Here is a 17,044-nt window from a genome sequence, read left to right as displayed (position 1 = left end):
AAAGTCTGCAGTTGTGGTTGTGGCAGCGCAGCCCGCGTCTCCTCACGCGGGCATGCGCTGCAATCGGTCAGCCGGCGGCGCGGGCCGCCTGGCGCTCGGCACGCAGTTCGTCGAGCGAGCGCACCTGGCGTCGGGCGGCGCCGTTCCACTCGCGCGTTTTGACGGTGGCGCGGCTCAGGCGCTCCTTCGCGCCGTCGATGGCGTGGGCGTATTGCGGCAGCCACTGGGCTTGAGCGACGACCATCTCGTCGACCATCTGCCAGACTTCCTCAGGCGTGCAGATCGCACCGACCAGCGGATCGTGCAGCATTGCGAGCTTCAGAAGGTCGAGATCGCCGGTCACGGCCGCATGCACCGACATCCGCTGGACATTGATCGATGCGAGGCAGGTGGCCGCGCAGGCTTCCGGAAGCGTGATGCCGGAGACCATGTTGATGCCGAAGCGGTCGACGAAGCCGGGGGATTCGATGATCGCATCAGCCGGCAGGTTGGTAATGACACCTGAATTCTTGACGTTGAAGTGGCCGCGATAGACACGCCCCGTCTCAAGCGCTTCCAGAATGTGGCTCGCATGTTCGTTCGAGCGCTTCTGGTGATCGAGCGGTTTTCCGGCGGCTTCCAGGAATTGCGGAAACTCGGTCTCGAACCAGTTGCGGGTTTCCGTCGAATACCTGAGATAGCCGCCGGTTTCGCCGTGGATCCAGTCCGACATGTCGATCCATCGGCTGATCTCTTCCGGGCGCTTGCGGTACCAGGGAAGATATTCGGAGAGATGGCCGTTGCTCTCGGTCGAGTAGACGCCGAAGCGCTTCAACACGTCGATGCGGAGCTTCTCCTGTTGCGAAAACACCGGGTGCGCCTCGAAGGCGGCGATGAGTTCGTCCTTGCCTATTCTGCGGCCCTTGAGCCTGACGTCGACGAACCAGGTCTGGTGGTTGATACCGGAGCAGATGTAATCGAGTTCGCCCTCGCCGGCGCCGAGGATCTCGGCGATCTGCTCGCCGCCGTGCTGGACGCCGTGGCAGAGACCGACCGTGTCGACCTTGCCATATTCGATCGCCGCCCAGGTGTTCATCGCCATCGGGTTGGCATAGTTCAAGAACTTCGCACCCGGTTCTGCGACCGCGCGGATATCCTTGCAGAAATCGAGAATAACCGGAATGTTGCGCTGGCCGTAGAGGATGCCGCCGGCGCAGATCGTATCGCCGACGCATTGGTCGACGCCATATTTCAGCGGAATGCGGATGTCGTCGGCATAGGCTTCGAGGCCGCCGACGCGAACGCAGCTGATGATGTAGCGCGCACCTTCCAGCGCCTTCAGCCGATCGGTCGTCGCCGTCACCTTCGTCGGCAGGCGGTTGACCTCGACGATTCGGTCGAGGATCGCCTTGATCATCTCCAGATTGCGGGCACTGAGGTCGGTCAGCGCCACTTCGATATCACGCAGTTCCGGCACGGCGAGAATGTCGGTAAAGAGCTTCTTGGTGAAGCCGATGCTGCCGGCGCCGATGATGGCGATCTTGAATGTTGCCATGCCCTCTCACTCCTCATGAACTGCACGTGTGTCTGACAAAGGGTAAAATCAATTCACGGTTCTTTACCGCATATGCCTGCAACATCGACGCAGCCCCTCATTCCTTACGGGCCGAAAGTGCCGCCTATTGCAGTGTTGGCCGTCATTATGTGTATAATCGCCGACCCCGCCAGAGCGGTATTGTGCTTTCATGGGTAATTTTATGCTGCAAGATTTGATCAATAATGGCCCGATCATGCGAACGGTTTCGCTGCCGCGGGGGCGCCAGAGCCTGCACACGATGCCGACCAGCACCGGTTATGAAATCCGCACCAATGCCACCTATGACTGGGACGGGAGGAAGCGCGGCAACACCCCGTTCACCGTGCTGCAGCACACGATCGCGGGTGCTGGAAACCTGCGCTACGAGAACCGGAGCTATCGGGTGCGCGAAGGCGAAACGCTGCTCTTGCTCGTGCCGCACAATCATCGCTACTGGCTGGAAGACGGCGGGCGCTGGGAGTTCTTCTGGATCTCGATGAACGGCGACGAAGCCTTGCGCGTCCATCGCGCGATCCTCGCCGTCACCGGCCCGGTGCTGAAGCTGCAGCCGGAAACGATCGAGCATCTGGCCGATTGCAGCCTGCGGTTGATCCGCGGCGGCGAGACGCCCGGGCGGGCTTCGGCGATCGCCTACGAGGCGGCGATGGCGCTTTATGACGACGTTTTCGGCTCGCACCCGGTGTTCAGCCACGAGCACCGAACGATGCACCGCGTCGTCGACCACATCATGAACAATCTGCAGAGCCCGCTTCCGGTGGAGGAGCTGGCGCGTGTCTCCGGCTTGAGCCGCGCGCATTTCTCCCGCGTCTTTGCCGCCAGCGAAGGCATGGCGCCGGCCGAATACGTTTTGCAGAAGCGATTGCAGCGCGCCGTAAAGCTCTTGACAAAAACGGCGAGCCTGCCGGTCAAGGAGGTGGCGATCCTCTCAGGCTTCGAAGACCCCAACTACTTCGCCAAGGTCTTCCGCCGGTCCTTCGGCCTGAGCCCGACCGAGTTCCGCACGACGGGCATGTATGCCAGCGTCGCCGCCGGCTCCGTCGAAGAGCCATCCGAGAGCATTTACGATCGGGCGCCATCGAACTGACACCTCCTTGCATACGCGGCGGCACCGGGTTTCAGTGCCGGTACCGCCGCACAGAGAAGCAATCTTACGCCGTCAACACGTCCTCGATGTGGATCGGCAGCGAACGTACGCGCGTCCCCGCCGCATGGAACACCGCATTGGCGATGGCTGGCGCCGTTCCGACCAGGGCGATCTCGCCGAGGCCTTTCACGCCGAGGGCGTTGACGTGCGGGTCGACCTCGTCGACGAAATGCGCCTCGAGCTCGGGGATGTCGAGGTTCACCGGCATGAGGTAGTCGGCCATATGGGCATTGACCGGCCGGCCATCACGGCTATCCAGAACCGTGCGTTCCATCAGGGCCATGCCCATGCCGCCGATCATGCCGCCGGTGCACTGGCTACGGGCGAGCAACGGATTGACGACCCGACCGATGCCATAGGCGCCGACGATGCGGCGCACCCGGATGGTGCCGACATCCGGATCGACAGCGACCTCTGCAAAGACGGCACCGAAGGAATGCATCGAATAGCGTTCGGCAACCTCGGGATTGCGTTGGGCAAAGCCATCCACCTCGATCGGCGCGCCGGCTTTGGCGACGATCTCGCGATAGCTGATGCTCGTCGTTTCGCCGCGGCGCCGCAACCGCCCTTCGCTCCACTCGAGCTCCCCGGCCACGACATTGTAGAGCGGCGACGCGGCATCGGCCGCCGCGAGACGCGCGACCTGCGCCTGCGCCTCGATGCAAGCCGCCTGAATGGCCGATCCGACCGAAGCCATGGTCCAGGAACCGCCATGCGATGGGGTCTGGGGGTAGCTTGACCGGCCGAGCCGGAAGCGGATGCGTTCCGGTGGCAGCCCAAGCGTCTCGGCGGCAACCTGGGTCATGGACGTATAGGTCCCCGGCCCCATGTCGCTGGCCGCCGCCTCGACCTCGACCGTGCCGTCGGCAAGCAGCCGCACCCGGGCGTTCGCCGCCGCGTGGAACGCCGGGTAGGTGGCGGTGGCCGCGCCCATGCCGATCAGCAGCCGCCCGTCACGCATCGAGCGCGGTTCGGGCGTGCGCCGGGCCCAGCCGAAACGCTCGGCACCGAGCGCGTAACATTGCATCAGCGAGCGGCTCGAGTACGGTTTGTTTTCCGCTTCGTCCTTCTCGGGCTCGTTGCGGCGCCGAAGCTCGATCGGGTCGATGCCGAGCTTGTAGGACAGCTCGTCCATCGCGCTTTCGAGCGCGAAGATGCCGCTCGCCTCTCCCGGCCCGCGCATGTGATTGGGTGTGCCGGTGTCGAGTTCGGTCAGCCGGTACTGGGTGCGCACGTTCGGGCAGGAATAGAGGTAATCCGTGACCGCCGTCAGCGCTTCCATGAACTGTTCATAACGGCTCGTTTCCCCCGTGCCTTCGTGAACGACGCCGGTGAGCTTGCCGTCGTTGGTGGCGCCGAGCGCCACGCGCTGAAGCGTGCGCGGCCGGTGGCCGGTGGTGAAGAACATCTGCTTGCGGGTGAGCACCAGCTTCACCGGCCTGCCGACATGGCGCGCGGCCAGCGCCGCCAGCGTCACATGCGGCCATGTCCTGAGGCTCGTTCCAAAGGCACCGCCGATAAAGGGACAGATCACCTCGATGTTTTCGACCGGCATGCCGAAGACTGCGGCGATCTCCGCCTGCTCGTTGACGAGATATTGGCTCTTGCTCCACAGCGTCAGCCGGGCGCCGCTCCAGGCGGCGATGGTTGCGTGCGGCTCCATCGGATTGTGGTTTTCCCGCGCCATTTCATAGGTGGCGTCGAGCGTGACAGGGGCTCCTGCCACCGCTTTGTCGGCGTCGCCGCGCGCCCGGTCGGGAGACACGCGCCCGCGTGTATCGGGGACAATGCTCTCCGCCTTCGGATCCGTCGGATCGACGAGCAGCGGCCGCGCCTCATAGGTCACGCGGAGCGCTGCGGCGGCGCGCTCGGCGTGATCGAGCGTGTCGGCAACGACGAGCGCAACCGGCTGGCCATAAAAGCGCACGGCATCGTCCTGCAACACGTGCAGCCGCTCGCCGGTGGCGGGGTCGATGCCGGCCTTGTGCGGGAGATAGGGCAGCTTCTCGGCGTTGCGGTGCGTGATGACGGCGACGACGCCGGGCATGCGCTCGACCTCGGCAGTCTGAAATCCCGTGACGCGGCCAAGGCCGATAGTTGAACTGACGATCACCGCGTAGAGTTGACCCGGCTGGTTGAAATCGGCGGCATAGCGCGCCCGACCCGTAACCTTGGCCCGGCCGTCGACACGGGTCATTGGTTTTCCGATGGTGTTGACGCTCATGCGACTTCTCCTGCCATTTCGAGTGCCCGGACGATCGTCCGCGGCAAGAGTTCGACCTTGAAGTGATTGTGCTGCAACGGCCGCGCGCCCTGTGTTGCCAGCTGTGCCGCCGCCTCGAATGCCTGCCGTTCCGGCCGCTTGCCGATCAATGCGGCCTCGCAATCGCGCAGGCGCCAGGGTCTCGTCCCGACGCCGCCGACGGCAAGGCGAGCCTCGCGGATCACCCCGTCTTCGACCGAAAGTGCAGCGGCAGCCGAAACGAGGGCAAATTCATAGGAGGCGCGGTCACGAACCTTGAGATAGCGCGCACGGCGACTGTACGGCCCTCCGGGCACACGCAGTTCGACGATCAACTCACCGGGCAGCAGCGTGTGCTCGAGATGCGGCGTATCTCCGGGTAGCCGGAAGAGGTCTTCGATCGGAAAGTTGCGTTCGCCCTCAGGTCCCCGCACCCGCATAGTCGCATCGAGCGCCACCAGAGCGACGGCGACGTCAGAGGGATGCGTCGCAACGCAGTGCTCGCTGGTGCCGAGGATCGCGTGACCGGCGTTCAATCCGTCGATGGCGGCGCAGCCGGAGCCGGGCGTGCGCTTGTTGCAGCCGGCGTCCAGCATGCGGAAATAGGGACAGCGCACCCGTTGCAGCATGTTGCCGCCCATCGACGCCATGTTGCGCAGTTGCGGCGAGGCGCCCTCAATCAAGCTTTCGGCGATCAATGGCTGCAGCCGTTGGACGTTGCGATCGGCCGCGACTTCGGACATGCGAGCCAGCGCGCCGATGACGAGGTCGTCGCCTTCGACGCGGATACCGCCAAGCGGTAGCGCGTTGATGTCGACGAGCCATTCCGGGCGCTCGACCTCTTCGCGCATCAGGTCGATGAGCGTGGTGCCGCCGGCAATATAGCGCGCGCCGCCGGCGGCCGCCGCAATCGCCGCTTCGGCACTCTCAGGTTTTTCCATCGTGAAAGGAAGCATGGTCAGCCCCTCCCCGCCGCATCGGCAACAGCCGCGACGATGCCGGGATAGGCGCCGCAACGACAGATGTTGCCGCTCATCCAGAAGCGGATCTCGTCGGTCGAGCCCGCATGGCCTTCAGCGATACAGCCGACACCCGACATGATCTGCCCCGGCGTGCAGAAGCCGCACTGTAGGCCCTCATGCGCCACGAAGGCTTCCTGGAGCGGATGCAGCACGCCATCTTTCTCGAGCCCTTCGATCGTTTCGATCCGGGCGCCGTCATGCATGCATGCCAGTGTGAGACAGGAGACGATGCGCTCGCCGTCGACAAGCACCGTGCAGGCGCCGCAGGCGCCCTGGTTGCACCCCTTCTTGGTGCCGGTGAGATCAAGCGTCTCGCGCAGGACGTCCAGGATCGATTGCCTTGGGTCGATGGTCAGAACATGCAGTTCGCCGTTCACGGTCATGGTCAGGGTCATGGGGCTTACCTCCTTCGCCGGAGAACCTGTCGCTGCCGCCGACTGAGACGGCAGCGCTGCCAGCGCCACGGTTCCGGCACCTGCCAGAAGCGCTTCCCGGCGCGACAGCACCGGACCTTGCACATAGGATTCTGATCTATTTCCGACCATGTCGGAAACACTCTCCTGCCTCACCAAACCATGCAGAAGATAGGCGTCGAACGACGGCGTTACTGTTGCGATCTTTCGATCCTGCTTGAAAGTTGCGGCGGTCGAGGACGCCGGCGCACGGGAGCGCCGGCCCGGTCGCAGCCGAGGTCAAAGCCGACGGCGAAACTCGCTCGGGGTGAGGCCTGTCACTTTGCGAAAGCTCGAAGCGAAGGCCGATTGCGTTTCATAGCCGACGACAAGAGCGATATCGGTGATGCGCAGCGTCCGGTCCGCAAGCAGCGCCTTGGCGTGGGCGATGCGCTGCCGTGTCAGCCAGACATAGGGCGTGTGCCCGGTCGCCACACGAAAAGCGGTACAAAAATGAAAGCGGCTGAGATTCACGAGATCCGCCAGCTCCTGAAGCCGAATATCCTTGGTGAGATTGTCACGCATGTAGGTGGTGACACGCTTGATCTGCCAGGCCGAAAGGCCACGCCGTGGTCCGGGGGCGAGGGGCACGGACATTGCGGCGTGCCCGCGCAGAAGCTGGAGACAGACAAGATCGAGAAGCTGCTCGATGAACAGGTGCGATACCGCGTCACCGGTACTGATCTCGTCGTTGATCAAGGACATGATCGTAAACAGTTTGGGATCGCTGAAATTCACGCGGTCGAGAAGCTCGGGCTCACGACCATTCCCAACCTGATCCGCGCAGGCAAGCAGGCGCTGGTGCCCCAGAAAGATATTCGACACTTCGACGGCACCATCCGCGCGCCAAAGTCCTTCGTGCCCCCTGGGCGCAAAAGTGATGGTGCCGGCTAGCGCCGGCGCGGTGATCGTCTGACGACCAACCTTCAACGAAGCAGTCCCGTCGCCTGCATACTTCGCCGCGAGAATATGATCCTTCAGTGGTGGCAGGTGGTACTCGAAGGGCTCGTTGCGCCAACGGCCGACCAAGCGCGTATCGCCGGAGAACACCTCCGGAATGACCGGCGGGGAAAACCCGCGCTGCAAGCGACGGATATGAACCTCCGTATCCGCAAGTCCCATTCCGCCCATTCGATCTTGTCTCTCGTGGATAGCCCGAAACGCGTTATCTCCCGGAGAACTAACATCCTTCGCCGCGCGCGAAAATATCGCCCGCGGGTCAAGTTTTCGACCCGCGGGCTGCAATCACGCCCAGGCTTGCCGGCGGTACTCGGCCACCCTTGGGAAAACGCCACCAAGGTCGGCATGCATCGCCCGCGCGATCACGCGGAAATCATGTTCGCTGATGGCGAGATGACCGAAACGAAGTTTCTGATCCCAGTTTCGATTGCCCTCGGCAAATTCCAGGCTGTCGAGCCACGGACGGACGGGAGCCTCCATACTGTCGGCCCAATCGATATCGCCGCGATGCGGCGCGACTCCACCCATTGCAAAGAAGTGGGGCGGACGCTCCTTGACCACACCAATGGCCGTAAAACAAGCGAGCCCCGCTCTGCCGCTGAAGGCGGCGTTGGGTGAATAACCGATAAAACCGTCGCCCGCTTTCATGCGCGTCAACGGCTGCACGTTGCCGTGGCCGAATCGCGAGAAGCCGCCTTCCTGCGCATGCTGCATGTCATCGCCGGAAACCGCGCCGATCCAGAAGTTGCGCTCGCCCTGCCGGCTTCCTGCACCCACTTGAAACACATCCTGCGCCAACATCGGTCATCCCTCGATCTCTGATCATGGGAGCACTTTACGCGCGACCCCTGCCAGATTCTGTCAGCATTGAATTCGAGGAATTGGTGCCGGGGCAACCTGGATTTCGGCGGAGCAGTTGCCCCGCGTGCAACCGTTCGCCACAAAGCAAAAGCGCCCGCAGGAGATGCAGGCGCTTGGCGAATTTTCAGTCTGTGTAGATCGCCTTAGCGGGCGAAGGCCGTGCGTGCGACGCGGTCGATGTCGGCGCGTTCGATGCCGAGGTCACGGAGTTCCCGGTTCGACATGCGGCCCAGCTCGGTGACCGTCTGACGATACTTGCGCCAGTTGTTGATGGAGCGTGCGATGTTCATTTGATCCCCCTTTCAATGGGCTTTCGAAGCCTGGCAGCCAGTCCGTGGCGCCTCGTTTCGCTTCGATGAACACCTTATAACTGAGGCCCTTGGTAAGTTGCAGCGCTCAAAAGTCAGCGCTCCCATGTGGGAAATGCATGGGTCGTTTTGCGTGCCGCAAGGTCAAGCGCAAAGCCCGCGCGTTGAGATCTTCCCTTGTTCGCGCCCTACCGGACAGAAGGCAAAAGCAACAGCTGCGTGCATTCGAAATGTCAGCCTCGCACAATCGTTGCCACGGAAGCTGTTGATCCCGACGGCAGAGACAAGTATTTCTTTTGTCGACAAAGGAATCCGAGATGACCGATATCGACACCGACAACAGCCCCATCCCCGAACGCAAGCGCGGTTCCGGCGTGAAGATGGTCTATGACCTCCTGCGCGACGAGATCCTCGACCTGGTGCTGCCGCCGGGCAGCCCGATCGACGAAGTGCAGCTTGCCGAGCGACTGAAGATGTCGCGCACGCCGATCCGCGAGGCGCTGGTCCGGCTTGCCGGCGAAGGGTTGATCGACACGCTGCCCAACCGCTCGACGATGGTAGCGAACATCGACTTCCTCAACCTGAACCCGTTCTTCGACGCCCTGGTGCTGATGTACCGCGTCACCACGCGGCTTGCGGCGCAGAACCACCGCCCGGAAGACCTGCCGATCATTCGCGGCTTCCACGAGGACTATGCCGCGGCCGTCCAGGCGCGCGACGCGCTGACGATGATCGCCACCAATGCCGCTTTCCATGCGGCGATCGCCGAGGCCGGCCGCAATCCCTATTTCACCAGCCTGTTCCGCCGGCTGCTCGACGAGGGGCGGCGCATCCTGCGCCTCTACTACCAGTCCTACGAGGAGCAGTTCCCGCAGCGCTTCGTCGACGAGCACGCGGCGATCATCGCTGCAATTGCGGCGCGCGACATCGAGACGGCGGACCGTCTCGGCAAGGCGCATGCCGAGCAGATCGTCGAGCAGGTGCAAAAGCTTTTTGCCCGTAACAACAAGCTCGACATCGCATTGTAGCAGTCTTTGTATTTTTCTTGTCGACAAATAAAATACAAACGACTATTGTCTAGATCAAAGGCAAGGGCGCGCGTGCGCCGTTGCCCCGAAGACAAAGCCGAGAGGAGTTTCAGATGAAGGCTCAGATTTTCACCGGCGTCATCCCGGCGCTGATGACCCCTTGCAAGGAAGACCGCACCCCCGATTTCGACGCGCTGGTACGCAAGGGCCAGGAGCTGATCGCTCAGGGCATGTCCGCCGTCGTCTATTGCGGCTCGATGGGTGACTGGCCGCTCTTGACCGATGCGCAGCGCATGGAAGGCGTCGAGCGCCTGGTCAAGGCCGGTATTCCGGTCATCGTCGGCACCGGCGCCGTCAACACCGCTTCGGCCGTCGCCCATGCGGCGCACGCCGAGAAGGTTGGCGCCCAGGGCCTGATGGTCATCCCGCGCGTGCTGTCGCGTGGTTCGGTCGTCGCCGCCCAGAAGAACCACTTCAAGGCCATTCTTTCGGCCGCCCCGAGCCTGCCGGCCGTTATCTACAACAGCCCCTATTACGGCTTTGCCACCCGCGCCGACCTGTTCTTCGCGTTGCGCGCCGAACATCCGAACCTCGTCGGCTTCAAGGAATTCGGCGGCGCTGCCGACATGCGTTATGCGGCCGAAAACATCACCAGCCGTGACGATGGCGTCTCGCTGATGATCGGCGTCGACACGGCTGTGTTCCACGGCTTCGTCAACTGCGGCGCGACCGGCGCCATCACCGGCATCGGCTGCGTGCTGCCGAAGGAAGTCATCCACATGTGCAACCTGTCGCGCGCCGCCGCCGAAGGCGACGTCGACGCCCGCCAGCGCGCACTGGAACTGGAACAGGCGCTCGCCGTGCTCTCGTCCTTCGACGAAGGCCCGGACCTCGTTCTCTACTTCAAGCACATGATGGTGCTGAAGGGCGACAAGGAATACACGCTGCACTTCAACGAAAGCGACGTGCTTTCGGACAGCCAGCGCGGCTACGTCGAAGCCCAGTTCAAGCTGTTCAACAGCTGGTACGCCGAATGGAGCAAGCTCCCGGGCGCCGTCCAGAAGTACAAGGCCTGATCATCGATTGACCGCACTTTAGAGAGGCGACCTCCCGGCCGGAGGTTTGCCGAAGTGTGGAATTTCAGGTGACGTTTCTGCTGAACCCCCTAATCCGCAGGGATATAGGGGGTTTATTTTTGCGCGGAGATCTGAAGGGCGCGAGAGGCAGCTTCTGCCTCCCCCTTAAACTTCGCGCCCCTTTGACGTCCGACTTTGAATGATTGACGTCAATTGCTCGCCACAGCTCTTCAGGGGTGCCACGGACTGGGATGCTTTCGCCATCGCCATCGCTCCGGAATAGGTTGCCACGACCAGGGTTGCCATGGCCTCAGAGTCGAAATCGTCAATGCGGTCCGCACGAAGGTCTGCCCGCAGCTTGTCGGCGATGGCGGACCTCCAGCGCAAGAAAATCGCTTCGATCGCGGCCTGGAAGGCCTCGTCCTCGCGCGACAGTTCAAGCGCCAGGTTGTTGAGCGGACAGCCCGACACGGCCCCCTTCCGCTCCAGTTCGGAAATGATCGTTGCAAACACCGCCTGGATCCCATCGACCGCCGTGGTCGCAACTCTGACCGGCGTGATCCAGGTCGATTCAACGGCTTCCGCCACACGATCCTGAATGACGGCGAGGCCGAGGGCCTTCTTGGTCGGGAAGTGATGGGCAAGCGCTCCACCGGTGACGCCCGCATCGCGCTTCAAGTCATGGAGGGCACTGGAATGGTAGCCGCGCGTTGTGAAGGCCGCGTAGGCCGCATCGACAAGCCGCTGCTTTAGCCCCTCGGGATCGTTCGTGCGCCGATGCGGCGATGTCGGTCGTTCCGCCATGAGTTCCTTCCATTCTTGCGAAGTTATAGCAGATTGACAAAACAGGACAACTGCCCTGTATTCAAAACGGGACGGTTGTCCTGTTTTGTGGAGGAACGGATATGACTGTAATCGTGGAGGGCGAACCAATGGCGCAAGCCGCACGCGGTGGAACCAACGCCATCATTGAACTGCGACGGTATCGGCTTCGACCGCACGCACGGGAGACGCTGATCGACCTGTTCGACCGCGCGTTCATTGAACCCCAGGAAGCGCAGGGAATGTGCGTGATCGGGCAATTCCGCGACCTTGATGATCCCGACAGCTTCGTATGGCTGAGAGGCTTCAGCGACATGCCGTCTCGCGCCGCGGCGCTGGACGCGTTTTATAGCGGGCCGGTGTGGGCCGCTCACCGCGAGCAGGCGAACGGCACGATGATCAACTCGGACAATGTTCTGCTGTTACGGCCTGCATCGCCCGACGTCGGCTTTGCGCCGTTGCGCGCCACGCGCGCCCAACCCGGCGCGGCAGATGGACGGCGCGGCCTTGTGGTTGCGACATGTTGTTATCTCGCACCACGCACGGAGGAGGCGTTTGCCCGGTTCTTTGAGGACACTGTGAAACCACAGCTGGTGCAAGCCTCGGCCACCGTGTTGGCGGCATTGGTAACGGAGCAGAGCCCGAACACGTTCCCAAGGCTGCCTGTTCGCGAGGGGGAGACTGTCTTCGTCTGGTTCTCCGCCTTCCCCAGTTTGGCTGCGTACGAGACCCACCTTGCCGTGCTCGCGCGCTGCGAGACCTGGACGACAGAGGCCGTTTCGGAGATGGAGCGGCGGACGTGGCGACAGAACGAGGTGTTGCGCCTGACGCCAACAGCACGATCGCTGCTGCCGTGACGCCTTCCCTCGGAGGGAGCATCGGCGAATGCTCTCTCGACGGGGTCGTAAGCGCGTGTGGTGTTTGCCGCCGGATGCCCTCTACCTCGAGATGCGGAACCGGAGCAACCTGTTCCGCATCCTGGTTGGAACGCCCCCCGGGAGGGGCATTCGCTCTGAAAAGCGCCACAAGGGCCGGATGTCCCGGTCTTGATTTTACGCGACGGCTTCCAGTCCAAGCGCGAGCAGCCGGTCGAGCTGCTCCGTCTCGGCCTGGTTAAGAACAACACCAACCGCTTCCGACTTGGCGCGCGCGACGAAGCGGCGCTGTGACGGAAGACGTGCGCCCTGGCCGACGATCGCCTCGAAAAGCACTTCGGCGCGGGCAAACGGATTGCCGGGCCTTCCGGCTGCGAACTTCTCCGGCGAGAAGGCAACGATCAGTTCGCCATGGAAGGGCGCAAGCGTCGTGGTGCCGAGGTAGTCGAGCACTTCCGGGCTCGTCAGGTCGCCGATCATGATGCCGGCGAGAAGCTCGATCATCGTACCGATCGCCGATCCCTTGTGGCCGCCGAAAGGCAGCATGGCGCCGGCAAGGGCCGCTTCCGGATCCGTCGTCGGATTGCCTTCTGCGTCGATCGCCCAGCCCTCGGGCAGAGGCTTTCCGGCCCGGCGGTGCAGCTCGATCTCCCCGCGCGCGGCAACCGAGGTCGCGAAGTCGAAGACGTAAGGCGGCTGGTTTTCGCGCGGCCAGCCGAAGGCGAAGGGGTTGGTACCGAGCAGCGGCTTGTTGCCGCCGGTCGGCGCAACGGTCGCATAGCTTGGGCACATGACGAGGCCCGCGAGCCCTTCGCCGGTCAAGCCTTCCACTTCGGGCCACAGCGCCGAGAAATGGGTGCAATCATTGATGACCAGCGCAGCGATGCCCAAAGAACGGGCGCGTTCGGCGAGAACCGGCAGGCCGAGCTCGAAGGCCGGGTTGGCGAAGCCGCCCTTGGCGTTCACCTTGACGATCGCCGAGCCTTCCTGCGCATCGAGCTCCGGCACGGCATCCGCCTTCACCTTGCCGGCCTTGACTGTCCGGAGCGCGCCTTCGATGCGGTAAACGCCGTGCGACTTGCAGGCGTCGCGTTCGCCCGCGACGATCACGCGGGCAAGTGCGCCTGCCTGGACCTCATTGAGGCCCCCCTTGCGGAAGATCGCCTCGACGCGATCGAAAAGTGCCGCGATCGTCAGGTTGGTCTCGCTCATCTCTCTCCCTCTCAAATGCTGCGCCTGATCCGGATGAGCCAGTCAGGCGATTGATGTTTTGCATACATATAGTATACAAAGATCCGACAAGTGCAATTCAGCCATGATCCCCTCTGCCCCAAAAGGCAATCCGGGATCGAGAGAAAGGATCGCCAGATGGCCTTCACCCCCAAAGGAAAACACCTTGTCGCCGGCGAATGGCTCGACGGCGCGGGCACCTTCGCATCCGCACCCGCTCACGGACCGGTCCATCAGTTTGCCACCGGCACCGTGGAACTGGTCAACCGTGCGGCCGAAGCCGCGGAAGAAGCGTTCCTGAGCTACGGTTATTCGACCCGCGCCGAGCGCGCCGCATTCCTGCGCGCGATCGCCGACGAGATCGAGGCGCGTGCCGAGGCGATCACCGAGATCGGCAGCCAGGAAACCGGCCTGCCGGAAGCCCGCCTGCAGGGCGAACGCGGCCGCACCACCGGCCAGCTCCGCCTTTTCGCCGACCACATCGAGAAGGGCGAATATCTCGACCGCCGCTTCGACGCCGCACTGCCTGAACGCCAGCCGGCGCCGCGTCCGGAGATCCGCCTCATCCAGCGGCCGATCGGCCCGGTCGCCGTTTTCGGCGCCTCGAACTTCCCGCTCGCCTTCTCGACCGCCGGCGGCGACACGGCCGCCGCACTTGCCGCCGGTTGCCCCGTGGTCGTCAAGGGCCACTCGGCCCATCCCGGCACCGGTGAGATCGTCGCGCAGGCTGTTGAAGCCGCGATCCGCAAGACGGGCGTACATCCGGGCGTATTCTCGCTGATCCAGGGCGGCAACCGACAGGTCGGCGAAGCGCTGGTCCAGCATCCGCTGATCAAGGCCGTCGGCTTCACCGGTTCGCTCGCCGGTGGCCGTGCGCTCTTCAATCTTTGCGCCGCGCGCCCGGAACCAATCCCGTTCTTCGGCGAACTCGGTTCGGTCAACCCGATGTTCCTGCTGCCGGAAGCGCTGAAGGCACGCGCCGAAACGCTCGGCCAGGGCTGGGCCGGTTCGCTGACCATGGGTGCCGGCCAGTTCTGCACCAATCCCGGAATCGCCGTGGTAGTCGAAGGCGCTGACGCCGACCGCTTCACAGCTGCCGCCGTCGAAGCGCTCGGCAAGGTGGCGCCGCAGACGATGCTGACCGACGGCATCGCCAAGGCCTATCACGATGGGCAGGCGCACTTCGAAAGCCGCAATGCCGTTAAGCCACTGCTCGTGACCGAATCCTCCGGCCGCTCGGTCTCGCCGAACCTGTTCGAAACGACCGGCGACCAGTTCCTCGCCGACCATGCGCTCGGCGAAGAGGTCTTCGGTCCGCTCGGCCTCGTCGTCCGCGTCGGTTCGACCAGCGAGATGGAACAGCTTGCCCGTGGATTCCAGGGGCAACTGACCACGACGATCCACATGGATACGGCCGACCTCGAAACCGCCCGTCGTCTGCGCCCGATCCTCGAGCGCAAGGCCGGCCGCGTGCTCGTCAACGGCTTCCCGACCGGCGTCGAGGTGGTGGATTCCATGGTCCATGGCGGCCCCTACCCGGCCTCGACCAACTTCGGCGCGACCAGCGTCGGCACCCTGTCGATACGCCGCTTCCTGCGGCCGGTCGCCTACCAGAACATGCCGGAAGCCATGCTGCCCGAGGATTTCCAGGGCTAAAACGGAAGAGGAAATGGGCAGGCGGCTTGCCGCCCGCAGTTCGCTCTCACGTATGAGACACGACAGATCGCTGCGCAGACATCCCATTTGGCGAAACAAATGGGATGTCTGCGCGCGTTCTGCGTTATGATGATATACTTTTTGTATACTAATTGTATTTTTCTATTGATTTAAGCTCTCTAAAACGGAATAGTGCCCCAGCCGTCAAACGGCACTCATTTCAGGGAGAGAGATAATGAAGACTTCGGTGCTTGCGCTCGGCCTCGTTGCGGCCGCTGCTCTGACCAGCCAGGCCCATGCCGACAAGCTGGATGACGTCATCGGCTCGGGAACGCTGCGTTGCGCGGTCGTGCTCGACTTCCCGCCGATGGGTTCTCGCGACGAGAACAACAACCCGATCGGCTTTGACGTCGACTACTGCAACGACCTTGCCAAGGCCCTCGGCGTCACCGCCGAAATCGTCGAGACCCCGTTCCCGGAGCGCATTCCCGCTCTGATGTCGGGCCGTGTCGACGTCGGCGTTGCCTCCACCTCCGACACGCTTGAGCGCGCCAAGACCGTTGGCATGACGATCCCTTACTTCGCCTTCGAAATGGCCGTGACCGCCAATGAAAAGTCGGGCGTCAAGTCCTTCGAAGACATGAAGGGCAAGGTCGTCGGCGCCACCGCCGGCACGTTCGAAGCCATCGCGCTTGAAAAACAGGTCAAGGAATGGGGCGCCGGCGAGTTCCGTCCGTACCAGACCCAGGCCGACGTCTTCCTCGCTCTGAGCCAGGGCCAGATCGACGCCACGGTTTCGACCTCGACCGTTGCGCAGGCCAACGTGAAGACCGGCAAGTTCCCGGGCATCGCCGTTGTCGGCAAGGCTCCGTTCGACACCGACTACGTCGCGCTCTTCACGAACCGCGAAGAATACGGCTTCGTCAACTTCCTCAACCTCTTCATCAACCAGCAGGTCCGCACCGGCCGCTACGCAGAACTCTACGAAAAGTGGGTCGGCGGCGAGCTTCCGGACCTTACGGCAAAGGGCGTTTACCGCTAATCTGGCCGTCCATCTGGCGGCGCGGAGTGTAGCTTCGCGCCGCTATTCGTTTCCGAAGAGGCGAGACGAAACATGTTCAGTTATACCTTCCATTGGAACCAGGCGCTGAAAGCCCTGCCGCAGATGCTCGATGGAGCGCTGGTCACCTTGCAGGTGGCTCTGCTCTCGATGGTCATCGGCCTGGCGCTGGCGCTGGCGCTGACGGCCTGCCGCCTGTCCGGCAATCGCATTCTCGGCGGTTTTGCGACCGCTTGGGTCGAGATCGCCCGCAACACGCCCGCGCTGTTCCAGATCTATATGGCGCATTTCGGCCTCGGCAATTTCGGCATCCACTTGAGCCCCTATACGGCGCTGCTCGCCGGGATCGCCTTCAACAATGCCGGCTATCTCGCGGAAAACTTCCGCGGCGCGCTCAAGGCCATTCCCGACACCCAGACGCGCGCCGGCCGCTCGCTCGGCATGACGCCGGTGCAGGCCTTCCGCTATATCGTGCTGCCGCAGATGCTACGCATCGCCTTCCTCCCCGTTACCAACCAGATGGTCTGGGCAATCCTGATGACCTCGCTCGGCGTCACCGTCGGCATGAACACCGACCTTGCCGGCATCACCCAGGAACTGAATGCCCGCTCGTTCCGCACCTTCGAATTCTTCGCGATCGCCGCAGTAATCTACTACCTGATCGCCAAGGCCGTGACGCTGGCAGCCCGTCTGCTCGCCGCGCGCATGTTCCGCTACTAAGGAGAGGTGAGA

16 protein-coding genes are annotated in these 17,044 nt (G+C 63.2%); 7 read left to right on the top strand and 9 right to left on the bottom strand.

All coding sequences use genetic code 11. The features are described from left to right. Positions 1–67: 67 nt before the first annotated feature. Positions 68–1,534, bottom strand: a complete 1,467-nt coding sequence (locus AC3WWH_RS09565) for an alpha-glucosidase/alpha-galactosidase (protein ID WP_113398573.1) — start codon at positions 1,532–1,534, stop codon at positions 68–70. A 190-nt stretch (positions 1,535–1,724) separates the two neighbouring features. On the opposite strand from AC3WWH_RS09565, the gene AC3WWH_RS09560 reads away from it, so the two are divergent. Next, positions 1,725–2,660: an AraC family transcriptional regulator gene (locus tag AC3WWH_RS09560; RefSeq protein ID WP_058322811.1), complete on the top strand. Its 936-nt coding sequence runs from the start codon at positions 1,725–1,727 to the stop codon at positions 2,658–2,660. 64 nt (positions 2,661–2,724) lie between these two features. On the opposite strand, the gene AC3WWH_RS09555 is transcribed toward AC3WWH_RS09560, so the two are convergent. From AC3WWH_RS09555 to AC3WWH_RS09530, 6 genes are all read right to left on the bottom strand, one after another. Next, positions 2,725–4,944 (bottom strand): xanthine dehydrogenase family protein molybdopterin-binding subunit, encoded by a 2,220-nt coding sequence (locus AC3WWH_RS09555; protein WP_492376938.1) that lies wholly within the window; start codon positions 4,942–4,944, stop codon positions 2,725–2,727. Continuing rightward, on the bottom strand, positions 4,941–5,918 hold the full coding sequence (locus AC3WWH_RS09550; protein ID WP_058322809.1) for an FAD binding domain-containing protein: 978 nt from the start codon (positions 5,916–5,918) through the stop codon (positions 4,941–4,943). The genes AC3WWH_RS09555 and AC3WWH_RS09550 overlap by 4 nt, the downstream gene beginning before the upstream one ends. Positions 5,919–5,920: 2 nt before the next feature. Further along, positions 5,921–6,529 carry a (2Fe-2S)-binding protein gene (locus tag AC3WWH_RS09545; RefSeq protein ID WP_058322808.1) on the bottom strand — a complete coding sequence of 203 codons (609 nt, stop codon included), beginning with the start codon at positions 6,527–6,529 and terminating at the stop codon, positions 5,921–5,923. 147 nt (positions 6,530–6,676) lie between these two features. Next, a complete protein-coding gene (locus tag AC3WWH_RS09540) occupies positions 6,677–7,558 on the bottom strand; it encodes a helix-turn-helix transcriptional regulator (RefSeq protein WP_245299168.1) in 882 nt (293 codons plus the stop codon). Between the two features lie 123 nt (positions 7,559–7,681). Then, entirely contained in the window at positions 7,682–8,197 is a 516-nt protein-coding gene (locus AC3WWH_RS09535) for an EVE domain-containing protein (protein ID WP_058322806.1), read from the bottom strand. A 203-nt stretch (positions 8,198–8,400) separates the two neighbouring features. Then, positions 8,401–8,547, bottom strand: coding sequence for a DUF1127 domain-containing protein (locus AC3WWH_RS09530; RefSeq protein ID WP_064817045.1), 147 nt, complete (start codon positions 8,545–8,547; stop codon positions 8,401–8,403). Positions 8,548–8,882: 335 nt separating this feature from the next. Here AC3WWH_RS09530 and AC3WWH_RS09525 point away from each other — a divergent pair, with 335 nt between their 5' ends. Next, complete coding sequence (locus AC3WWH_RS09525) at positions 8,883–9,593, top strand: GntR family transcriptional regulator (protein WP_057252112.1); 711 nt, start codon at positions 8,883–8,885, stop codon at positions 9,591–9,593. A gap of 113 nt (positions 9,594–9,706) precedes the next feature. Further along, on the top strand, positions 9,707–10,669 hold the full coding sequence (locus AC3WWH_RS09520; RefSeq protein WP_058322805.1) for a dihydrodipicolinate synthase family protein: 963 nt from the start codon (positions 9,707–9,709) through the stop codon (positions 10,667–10,669). A gap of 165 nt (positions 10,670–10,834) precedes the next feature. Here the strand turns inward: AC3WWH_RS09520 and AC3WWH_RS09515 are convergent, their stop codons facing one another. Then, positions 10,835–11,473: a TetR/AcrR family transcriptional regulator gene (locus AC3WWH_RS09515; protein WP_058322804.1), complete on the bottom strand. Its 639-nt coding sequence runs from the start codon at positions 11,471–11,473 to the stop codon at positions 10,835–10,837. Between the two features lie 101 nt (positions 11,474–11,574). Here AC3WWH_RS09515 and AC3WWH_RS09510 point away from each other — a divergent pair, with 101 nt between their 5' ends. Then, complete coding sequence (locus tag AC3WWH_RS09510) at positions 11,575–12,348, top strand: NIPSNAP family protein (RefSeq protein WP_245299167.1); 774 nt, start codon at positions 11,575–11,577, stop codon at positions 12,346–12,348. Positions 12,349–12,543: 195 nt separating this feature from the next. On the opposite strand, the gene AC3WWH_RS09505 is transcribed toward AC3WWH_RS09510, so the two are convergent. Continuing rightward, entirely contained in the window at positions 12,544–13,578 is a 1,035-nt protein-coding gene (locus tag AC3WWH_RS09505; protein ID WP_113398570.1) for an Ldh family oxidoreductase, read from the bottom strand. 156 nt (positions 13,579–13,734) lie between these two features. Here AC3WWH_RS09505 and AC3WWH_RS09500 point away from each other — a divergent pair, with 156 nt between their 5' ends. The 3 genes from AC3WWH_RS09500 to AC3WWH_RS09490 all read left to right on the top strand — a co-directional run bounded on the left by AC3WWH_RS09500 (position 13,735) and on the right by AC3WWH_RS09490 (position 17,032). Beyond that, on the top strand, positions 13,735–15,252 hold the full coding sequence (locus AC3WWH_RS09500; RefSeq protein ID WP_110880487.1) for an aldehyde dehydrogenase (NADP(+)): 1,518 nt from the start codon (positions 13,735–13,737) through the stop codon (positions 15,250–15,252). A 235-nt stretch (positions 15,253–15,487) separates the two neighbouring features. After that, entirely contained in the window at positions 15,488–16,294 is an 807-nt protein-coding gene (locus AC3WWH_RS09495; RefSeq protein ID WP_057251920.1) for an ABC transporter substrate-binding protein, read from the top strand. A gap of 72 nt (positions 16,295–16,366) precedes the next feature. Continuing rightward, positions 16,367–17,032, top strand: coding sequence for an amino acid ABC transporter permease (locus AC3WWH_RS09490; protein ID WP_057251921.1), 666 nt, complete (start codon positions 16,367–16,369; stop codon positions 17,030–17,032). The last annotated feature ends 12 nt before the right edge of the window (positions 17,033–17,044 follow it).

The organism is Ensifer sp. EB106-03-01-XG145, from assembly GCF_058792075.1.
The sequence above is the reverse complement of the archived record's forward strand: the minus strand, read 5'-3'. Positions and strand labels throughout refer to the sequence as shown.